Origin of the sequence: Protofrankia symbiont of Coriaria ruscifolia (genome assembly GCF_900634745.1) — a bacterium.
Classification (GTDB): domain Bacteria; phylum Actinomycetota; class Actinomycetes; order Frankiales; family Frankiaceae; genus Protofrankia; species Protofrankia californiensis.
This window is the reverse complement of sequence record NZ_CAAAFR010000159.1, coordinates 1-8,181: the sequence shown is the minus strand read 5'-3', so window position 1 is coordinate 8,181 and position 8,181 is coordinate 1. Positions and strand designations below refer to the sequence as shown.

Here is an 8,181-nt window from a genome sequence, read left to right as displayed (position 1 = left end):
CCGCGCCCGTGCAGCGCGCCCTGCTGGCAGGCGACGACGTGACGGGCGCGTCGGTCTTCCAGATCGAGGAGGACCTCGACACCGGTCCGGTCTACGGGACGCTGACCGAACCCATCGGCGCTCATGACACCGCCGGCGACCTGCTGGAACGGTTGGCCGAAGCCGGTGCCCGGCTGCTCGTGGCGGTGCTGGACGGGATCGGTGACGGATTGCTGCAGGCACGGCCGCAGCCTGCCGACGGGGTGTCGATCGCGCCGAAGCTCAACGTCGCCGACGTGCGGATCGACTGGTCCGCACCGGCCTACCGCGTCGACCGGCTGATCCGGGCAGCCACTCCGGCGCCTGGCGCCTGGACGACGTTCCGTGACCACCGGATCAAGCTCGGCCCGGTGCGTCCGCCGGCAACGGCGAGAGAAGCCGGTGCCGGGCTGCTGGTTCCCGGCCAGATCGCCGTCCCCGCTGGTCACGGGGAGATCGGGGTGGGAACCGGCAGCGGGATCGTGCTGCTCGGCGAGGTGCGTCCCGAGGGCCGTCCCACGATGGCCGCCGAGGCCTGGGCACGCGGGGCCCGCCTCGCCGACGGCGAAAGGTTCACGTGAGCCCGGCCGCCGGTACCGCACGGGCGCGGCCACGGACGTCCCGGGTCGATCCCGCCCGGATGCTCGCCTGGGAGGTCCTGCGGGCCGTCGACGAGCGCGGCGCCTACGCGAACCTGCTGCTGCCGGCCCTGCTGGCGCAACGCCGGCTCCCTGCCCGGGACCGGGGGTTCGCCACCGAGCTGACCTATGGCACCCTGCGTGCCTCGGGTGTCCTGGACGGGTTGCTCGCCACGGTCGCCAACCGTCCGGTGGACGCCGTGGACCCGCAGGTACGGGACGCGTTGCGCCTGGGCGTCTACCAGTTGCTGCACACCCGGGTGCCGGCGCGGGCCGCGGTCGCCTCGACCGTCGACCTGGTCCGCCGGACCAGTGGCGAGCGGCCGGTACGGTTCGCCAACGCGGTGCTGCGCCGGGTCGCCGCCCGGGTGGCCGAGACCGGCGGTGATCTCGCGGTGCTGCTGTCGGCGCCCAGCTATGACGACGACCCGGTCGGCCATCTGGTGACGGTCACCTCCCATCCCCGCTGGGTGGTCGAGACGTTCGCCGCGGCCCTCGGCGGCGACCTCGCGCAGACCCGCGCGGCGCTGGAGGCCGATGACCAGCGTCCCTGCACCCACCTGGTCGCCCGTCCCGGCCTGATCGACCGGGACGGGTTGCTGCGAGCGGCTCGGGATGCCGGTCTGGCTGCCGAGCCTGGTCCGTGGTCGCCGTACGCGGTCCGGCTGGCCGGTGGGGATCCGGGGCTGCTCGCGGAGGTCTCCGCCGGCCGCGCCAGGGTGCAGGACGAGGGCAGCCAGCTGGTCGTGACAGCGTTGTCGAGAGTGGCGACGGTAGGGGCGGACACCGGGGTGAGCGTCGATCTGTGCGCCGGTCCGGGCGGCAAGACCGCTCTGCTGGCGGGCCTGTTGCCGCGGACCAGGCTGGTCGCGGTGGAGCCGCGGGCCACCCGGGCCCGGCTGGTGGCGGGTGCGGTGGCGGTCCCGGTTGCCGGCGCGGCGGGAGGCCCGGTGGCCGGCGTGTCGGGGAGTCCGGTTGCCGGCACGACGCCGGGCCGGTCGAACGTGACGGTGGTGCAGGCTGACGGGCGCGCAGCGCCGCTGCGCCCGGGGAGCGTCGACCGGGTGCTCGCTGACGTGCCCTGCACGGGTCTGGGGGCGCTGCGTCGTCGGCCGGAGGCTCGCTGGCGCCGGACGCCGGCCGAGGTCGTGCCTCTGTCGTTCCTGCAGCGGGAACTGCTGGTCGCCGCCGTCGAGCTGGTGCGTCCTGGTGGGGTGGTCGCGTATGTGACCTGTTCGCCGCACCCGGCCGAGAGCACCCAGGTCGTGACGGATGTGGTGGGGCGCCACGGCGGCGTGTCCGTCCTGGATGCGCGGGCGTACTTGCCCGAGGTGGAGGCTCTTGGTGACGGCCCGTTCGTGCAGTTGTGGCCGCACCGGCATGGCACCGACGCGATGTTCCTGGCCCTGCTGCGCCGGCTTTAGGGTTTCCGGCTCTGGGTTTCCGGCTCTGCCCTGCCGGCCCCGGGGGCAGAGCCGGGCATGCGATGGTCAGGAGACCTGACTCTTGACGCAACCGTTGGGGCCGCATGCGATGGCTCGCCAGTAGTGGGTGCCGTTCACATCCCAGCTCAGGGCCCCCCAGATGTAGCCGGTACCGGTGTCGGAGCACCAGCTGCCGGAAGGCGCGTCGCCGATCGACGCCGTCCGCCCAAGATCATTGCCCTGCCTGGTGCTGCCGGCCTCCCCGAACACGTTGGTCTTGCCGTTGCTCTCAAGGTTGGCCAGGCGCACGAGCAGCGTGTTCTGCTGCTGCCAGACCTCGACGCGAGCCCCCGGGCCGGCATTCTGTTCCCGGAGGGACCAGGGGGAGGACGGCTGGCCGCACAGGTCCTGGGCCTGTGCGGGCGCGGCCACCACCGACAGGCCGACCGTCAGCGCGGCGGCGGTCACCAGCGTCGTCAGGATCGTGGCCTGCCGGCGCCGCGACGCCGACAGGCCACGGGGGTTGATACGCACCATTCGCAATCCTTTCTCGACCCGGGGACAGCGGACGTAGAGCAGTCACGTCCATACCTTGCGCGTCCGTTCCGGTCCGGGAAGTTCCCGTGCGATGTCCATGGCAGACGCGTGACCACCACGTTCACCCCCTCCGGGTTCGTCCGGACCCGGAGGAATGCCCCATGTCCTCGGTGCCACGGACGTCCCACGACGTGATGACGGCTGCGCGGCCCGCGTCGTGACCCCGACCGGGGTCGGACCCCGGAAACCGGATCCGTTGCCGGTGGGGCGAGCAGGTGTGGCGACAGGTGTCGGATGCCATGGCCGGACGTCTCACCGAGCCGCCGAAGGTCCTCCCGCGGCTCGACATCCACAGTGGGTCCGGCCTGGTCGATACGCTCGCTGGCGTGGCAACCGCGCAGATCTACCCGAGCCTGCTGGCCGCCGACTTCGGGCGGATCGCCGAAGCGGCATGTGTGGTCGAGGGGCACGCCGACTGGCTGCACGTCGACGTCATGGACTACCACTTCGTCCCCAACCTGGCGTTCGCGCCGGACACGGTGACCGCGTTGCGCAAGGTCACCACCATCCCGCTCGACTGCCATCTGATGATCGACGATCCGGACCGGTGGGCCGCCGGCTACGCCGAGCGGGGTGCGGCGAACGTGACCATCCACGCCGAGGCCGTCACCGATCTGCCTCGCACGACCGACGCCATCCGGGCCGCCGGCGCGCGCACCGGGCTCGCGGTCAAACCGGCCACTCCCGTTGAGCGCTATGCCGATGACCTGCACCGTTTCGACCTGCTGCTGCTGATGACCATCGAGCCCGGGTTCGGCGGCCAGAAGTTCATGGACGAGGTCCTGCCGAAGATCGCGGCGGCCCGGCGGCTGCTGGACGACCGCGGTCTGGACCTGTGGCTGCAGATCGACGGCGGGGTCAACGCCGACACCATCGAGCGGGCCGCGCAGGCCGGGGTGGACGTGTTCGTCGCCGGCACCGCCGTCTACGGTGCTGCCGATCCTGCCGCGGCGCTGGAGGCGCTGCGCGCGCAGGCGCTGGAAGCCTCCCCGCGGCTGGTGGCACCGGTCCTCGGGAAGAATTGAGTGGCCGTGGCGGCGGACGGTGGGGCGGATGCGGGACGCCGGGAACCACCCGTCGGTACGTCAGACACCGAGACACCTGGTGTTGAGACATCAGACGTCGACGTGCCAGACGGCGAGGATGTTCGGTGGCTGCGGATGGCGATCGAGATCTCGTGGCGCTGCCCGCCGTCACCGAGCGCGTTCTCGGTGGGCGCAGTCATCGTCGACCGATCGGTGGGCGCGACGGCGGACGCGTCCGCACGAGTGCTGGCGACCGGTCACTCCCGCGAGCTCGACCCGCATGACCACGCCGAGGAGGTCGCGTTGCGCAGGCTCGCGCGGCTCGCCCGGCCAGACCCGCCAGACCGGTCCGACGGACCGGACTGGGCCGACTGGGCCGACCGGGCCGACCGGGCGTTGCCGAGCGGCCCGCCGGCGTCCGCCAGCTCGCTGACGCTCTACAGCTCGCTGGAGCCGTGCAGCGCCCGGGCGTCGCGGCCCCGGACGTGCACCGAACTGATCATCGAGGCGGGGATCCGCCGGGTGGTCTTCGCCTGGCGTGAACCCGAGGTGTTCGTCGACTGCGAAGGCGCGGAGATCATGCGGCGTGTCGGTCTCGACGTCGTCGAGGTTCCAGGTCTCGCCGCCGCGGTCCGGGCGGTCAACGCGCATCTGCTCACGTGAAGTGCTCGCATGAAGTGATCATGTGAACTATCCGGCGAAGCGGCCACGTGAATCTGGACTAAGCGTGATTAGAACATTGCTTTCCGGTATCGAGTGAGTTTTCTTGCACCTGTGCCGTCTCCATGTGCAAGACTTGGTCAGGTAGTTAGCAGCATGCGCGCTCCGGGGTCGGTGAAACTCCGAGCCGGCGGTGACAGTCCGCGACCCGTCCGCAGCCAGCGGGCGGCTGACCCGGTGAAATTCCGGGACCGACGGTGAAAGTCCGGATGGGAGGACGCGCGCGGGTGTGTGCCGCCCGGCGGTTCCAGATCCGTCGACGGCCCGTGCCGGCGCCATGTGCCGGACGTGTCCCGCGTGATCGCCTCTGTCTCGGACGTGGTGCCGAGACGAGAGGGCACGCCAGGAATGTTCACCGGCATTGTCGAAGAACTCGGCGTAGTCGCGGCCGTCCAGCCGCGGCCGGCCGCGGCCCGACTGATCATTGATGCTACGAAGGTGCTCGAGGACGTCAGCGAGGGCGCGTCCATCGCGGTCAACGGGGTCTGTCTGACCGTCACCAGTTGGTTTCCTCGCGGCGACGGGCAGGCGTTCGCCGCCGACGTCATGCAGGAGACGCTCGACCGTTCGGCCCTGGGCGGCCTGTCCGCCGGTGACCGGGTCAACCTGGAACGTCCCGTGCGCCTTGCCGACCGCCTCGGCGGGCATCTCGTGCAGGGGCATGTGGACGGCGTCGGCGCGGTACTCGAACGCCGGTCCAGCACATCCGCTACATCTGCGACGGCCTCCGGTGACGCGACAGAGCATGATCGCGTCACCTTCGGCCCGGACACGCAGTGGGAGATCGTGCGCATCGGCCTGCCGCCGGGTCTGGAGCGCTATCTCGTCGAGAAGGGATCCGTGACCGTTGACGGCGTCAGCCTGACGGTCGTCGAAGTCGTCACGGCGAGCGCGTCCACGCCCGCCTCGTTCACGGTGAGCCTGATCCCGACGACGTTGCAGGCAACGACTCTTGGCCGGCGGGCGGTGGGGGAGCGGGTCAACCTCGAGGTCGACGTCCTGGCGAAGTACGTCGAGAAGCTCGTCACCGCGGGGGACGCGACCGGCGCCGGTTCGTTCACCACGCCCATCATCCACAGCGGGAGCAGGCAACTGTCATGATCACATCTTTGTCAGTCGGTGACGCGCGTTTCGCCCCCGTCGAGGAGGCGGTCGCGCAGATCGCCGCTGGACGACCGGTCGTCGTTGTCGACGACGCCGACCGGGAGAACGAAGGCGATCTGATCTTCGCGGCGGAGAAGGCCACGCCGGAGCTGTTGGCTTTCATGATCCGTTACACGTCCGGAGTGGTCTGCGTACCCATGGACGGAGCCGACCTCGACCGGCTCGAACTCGATCAGATGGTCCCGCACAACACCGAGCGGATGGGTACCGCGTTCACCGTCTCCGTCGACGCCCGGGCCGGGGTGACGACCGGTATCTCCGCGGCCGACCGGGCGCTGAGCATCAGGCTGCTCGCCGACCCGGCGACCACCGTCGCGCATATCACCAAGCCCGGCCACGTGTTCCCGCTGCGCGCGAAGGCCGGTGGGGTGCTGCGGCGCCCCGGCCACACCGAGGCCGCGGTGGACCTGGCGAGGCTCGCGGGGCTGCGTCCCGCCGGGGCCATCTGCGAGATCGTCAACGATGACGGCACCATGGCCCGCCTGCCGGAACTAGCGAAGTTCGCCGAGGAACACGGACTGCTGCTGATCTCCATCGCCGATCTGGTGGCGTACCGGCGGCGCAGCGAACAGCACGTGGAGCAGGTCGCCAACACGAGGATCCCCACCCCCTACGGGGAGTTCCGTGCCTTCGGCTACCGCAGCGTCATCGAGGACGTGGAGCATGTGGCGCTGGTCAGGGGCGACATCGGGGACGGCCGTAACGTGCTGGTGCGGGTGCACAGCGAATGCCTCACCGGTGACGTCTTCGGTTCCCGCCGCTGCGACTGCGGGACACAACTCGACGCCGCGCTACGCATGATCGCCCAGGAGGGGCGGGGTGTGGTCCTCTACATGCGGGGGCACGAGGGTCGCGGCGTCGGCCTCATCCACAAGCTGCGCGCGTACCAGATGCAGGACGCCGGGCACGACACCGTGGACGCCAACCTCGCTCTCGGCCTACCGGCGGACGCGCGTGACTACGGCACGGGCGCCCAGATCCTGGTCGATCTCGGCGTCCGGACGATGCGGCTGCTGACGAACAACCCGACCAAGCGGGCCGGTCTGGAAGGCTACGGCCTGGAGATCGTCGAACGGGTCGGGCTGCCGGTGAACTTCACCCCGGAGAACCTGCGCTACCTCACCACCAAGCGGGACCGGATGGGGCACGACCTGCCAGGCCTGCCGAAACTGCCGGGCCTGCCGAAGGCCGGGGGAGTCCGCGCAGACGTCCCGCTTCACTGCGTCGGGAGCGCGACTACGAGCGCGGGCGCGGGCGTGAGCCGCACGGATGCGGATCCGGTGGTGACGGACGAGGATCTGATGATGGCGGATGTATGTCAGGGCGAGTCGGCATGAGCGGTTATGGTTTGCCGGCGCCATTGGTCCCAGATGGCGCAGGTCTGCGGTTGGCCGTTGTGGCAACCCGCTGGCACGGCGAGATCACCGACGCCCTCGTCGACGGCGCGCTGCGGGCGGCCAAGGACGCCGGTGTCACCTCCCCGGTGCTGGTCCGGGTGCCCGGCGCGGTCGAACTGCCCGTCGTGGCGGCGGCCCTGGCCGTGAACCATGACGCGGTGGTGGCATTGGGCGTGGTGATCCGTGGTGGCACCCCGCACTTCGACTACGTCTGCCAGTCGGTGACCGAGGGGCTCACCCGGGTCGCCCTGGATAGCGGGGTCCCGGTGGGTTTCGGCGTCCTGACCTGTGACACGGTCGAGCAGGCGCGGGATCGTGCGGGTCTGCCCTCCTCGACGGAGGACAAGGGACGCGAAGCCACTTTCGCCGTGCTGGAGACCGCGAACGTCCTATGGGAACTGCGCCACAGCTAGACCGTGGTCGAGCCGTTGGACCGTGGTTGGACCGAAGGCGGCGCGATCGTGCTTCTGCGCGCCGCCGGAGAACGTTGTCGAACCGCAAAGGCAGGCTGCCCGCGGGAACCTCCTCGGTTCAGCAACCCGCTCCAAGAACTTCCCATAACCGGCAAGATCAGCAGTGAGATGAAGAAGAAGTAGAAGAAGCGAAGCACTGGCGCTGAGTCGCCGGGCGAGCATGCGACGGTGAACTTATCGGTTAGTCTCCTGGAGAGATCGAGATAAGCGGTTCGCGACCACATAGAAGTCGTATTGAAATAATTTGATTATTAGAGATCGGGCTTGCGGGCCGTGATCATGTAGTTCCATTCGCCGTGGAAATCGTGCCGCTTGAACGGGATCTCCTCCTGTTCCTTTTTAGATAGCTTGATCCCTGCCGGGTAGTCGGCTGGATCGAGTGCACACCGGACGACGAGGCCCGTCGTGGTGGTCGTGTTAGCGATGAGGCTCACCACGGTCTCGTAGGTCGTGAGCGGCCGGCCGCGCCAGTTGACGCTGATGTACGAGAACAGCCTGTGCTCAATCTTGTTCCACTTCGAGGTCGCTGGCGGGAAATGACAGACCGTGACCTCCAGGCCCAATACCAGGAACTTAATGTCTGATCGTATAGGTTTGGTGGGTGCCGAGACGTGGTCAGGTCAGGGAGAAGCCCGAGGACCGGTTGGTGGACCGGGTCGGGTTGGGGGTGCTGGCGGCGCGGTTCCCGGACGCGCTGGTCGACGAGGTGGTCGCGGCGACCGGGC

At 69.8% G+C, this 8,181-nt stretch carries 8 protein-coding genes, 2 pseudogenes and 1 riboswitch; of the genes and pseudogenes, 8 read left to right on the top strand and 2 right to left on the bottom strand.

From position 1 onward, the window contains the following. Together CV1CTNOD_RS26880 and CV1CTNOD_RS17505 are read left to right on the top strand one after the other, a co-directional pair. A partial coding sequence (locus tag CV1CTNOD_RS26880) for a methionyl-tRNA formyltransferase (protein ID WP_278043928.1) occupies window positions 1–599 on the top strand: 599 nt, incomplete at its 5' end. Window positions 600–658: 59 nt separating this feature from the next. After that, window positions 659–2,080: an RsmB/NOP family class I SAM-dependent RNA methyltransferase gene (locus tag CV1CTNOD_RS17505; protein ID WP_131787137.1), complete on the top strand. Its 1,422-nt coding sequence runs from the start codon at window positions 659–661 to the stop codon at window positions 2,078–2,080. Window positions 2,081–2,146: 66 nt separating this feature from the next. Here the strand turns inward: CV1CTNOD_RS17505 and CV1CTNOD_RS17500 are convergent, their stop codons facing one another. Beyond that, window positions 2,147–2,617: a hypothetical protein gene (locus CV1CTNOD_RS17500; protein WP_131787116.1), complete on the bottom strand. Its 471-nt coding sequence runs from the start codon at window positions 2,615–2,617 to the stop codon at window positions 2,147–2,149. A 386-nt stretch (window positions 2,618–3,003) separates the two neighbouring features. Between CV1CTNOD_RS17500 and rpe the strand changes: the two genes are divergently transcribed. The 5 genes from rpe to ribH all read left to right on the top strand — a co-directional run bounded on the left by rpe (window position 3,004) and on the right by ribH (window position 7,396). Next, entirely contained in the window at window positions 3,004–3,702 is a 699-nt protein-coding gene (gene rpe / locus CV1CTNOD_RS17495) for a ribulose-phosphate 3-epimerase (protein WP_131787136.1), read from the top strand. A gap of 102 nt (window positions 3,703–3,804) precedes the next feature. After that, window positions 3,805–4,365 carry a dCMP deaminase gene (locus CV1CTNOD_RS17490; protein ID WP_131787135.1) on the top strand — a complete coding sequence of 187 codons (561 nt, stop codon included), beginning with the start codon at window positions 3,805–3,807 and terminating at the stop codon, window positions 4,363–4,365. A 153-nt stretch (window positions 4,366–4,518) separates the two neighbouring features. Further along, window positions 4,519–4,647: riboswitch (FMN riboswitch) on the top strand. 123 nt (window positions 4,648–4,770) lie between these two features. Then, the gene (ribE, locus tag CV1CTNOD_RS17485) at window positions 4,771–5,523 is read left to right on the top strand and encodes a riboflavin synthase (RefSeq protein WP_131787134.1); all 753 of its coding nucleotides are present in this window, start codon (window positions 4,771–4,773) and stop codon (window positions 5,521–5,523) included. Continuing rightward, entirely contained in the window at window positions 5,520–6,923 is a 1,404-nt protein-coding gene (locus CV1CTNOD_RS17480) for a bifunctional 3,4-dihydroxy-2-butanone-4-phosphate synthase/GTP cyclohydrolase II (protein ID WP_131787115.1), read from the top strand. The genes ribE and CV1CTNOD_RS17480 overlap by 4 nt, the downstream gene beginning before the upstream one ends. Beyond that, the gene (gene ribH, locus CV1CTNOD_RS17475) at window positions 6,920–7,396 is read left to right on the top strand and encodes a 6,7-dimethyl-8-ribityllumazine synthase (protein ID WP_131787114.1); all 477 of its coding nucleotides are present in this window, start codon (window positions 6,920–6,922) and stop codon (window positions 7,394–7,396) included. The genes CV1CTNOD_RS17480 and ribH overlap by 4 nt, the downstream gene beginning before the upstream one ends. A gap of 311 nt (window positions 7,397–7,707) precedes the next feature. Here ribH and CV1CTNOD_RS17470 read toward each other — a convergent pair. Further along, window positions 7,708–8,016 (bottom strand): annotated as a pseudogene (locus CV1CTNOD_RS17470) (ISAzo13-like element transposase-related protein); the annotation flags it as partial. 41 nt (window positions 8,017–8,057) lie between these two features. On the opposite strand from CV1CTNOD_RS17470, the pseudogene CV1CTNOD_RS17465 reads away from it, so the two are divergent. After that, window positions 8,058–8,181: pseudogene (locus tag CV1CTNOD_RS17465) on the top strand (IS4 family transposase); the annotation flags it as partial.

What these genes read in the sequence shown, in the direction of transcription:
- CV1CTNOD_RS17505 (WP_131787137.1), top strand. Translation starts at nt 659, where the DNA reads ATGCTCGCCTGGGAGGTCCTGCGGGCCGTCGACGAGCGCGGCGCCTAC.
- CV1CTNOD_RS17500 (WP_131787116.1), bottom strand. Translation starts at nt 2,617, where the DNA reads ATGGTGCGTATCAACCCCCGTGGCCTGTCGGCGTCGCGGCGCCGGCAG.
- ribE (WP_131787134.1), top strand. Translation starts at nt 4,771, where the DNA reads ATGTTCACCGGCATTGTCGAAGAACTCGGCGTAGTCGCGGCCGTCCAG.
- CV1CTNOD_RS17480 (WP_131787115.1), top strand. Translation starts at nt 5,520, where the DNA reads ATGATCACATCTTTGTCAGTCGGTGACGCGCGTTTCGCCCCCGTCGAG.
- ribH (WP_131787114.1), top strand. Translation starts at nt 6,920, where the DNA reads ATGAGCGGTTATGGTTTGCCGGCGCCATTGGTCCCAGATGGCGCAGGT.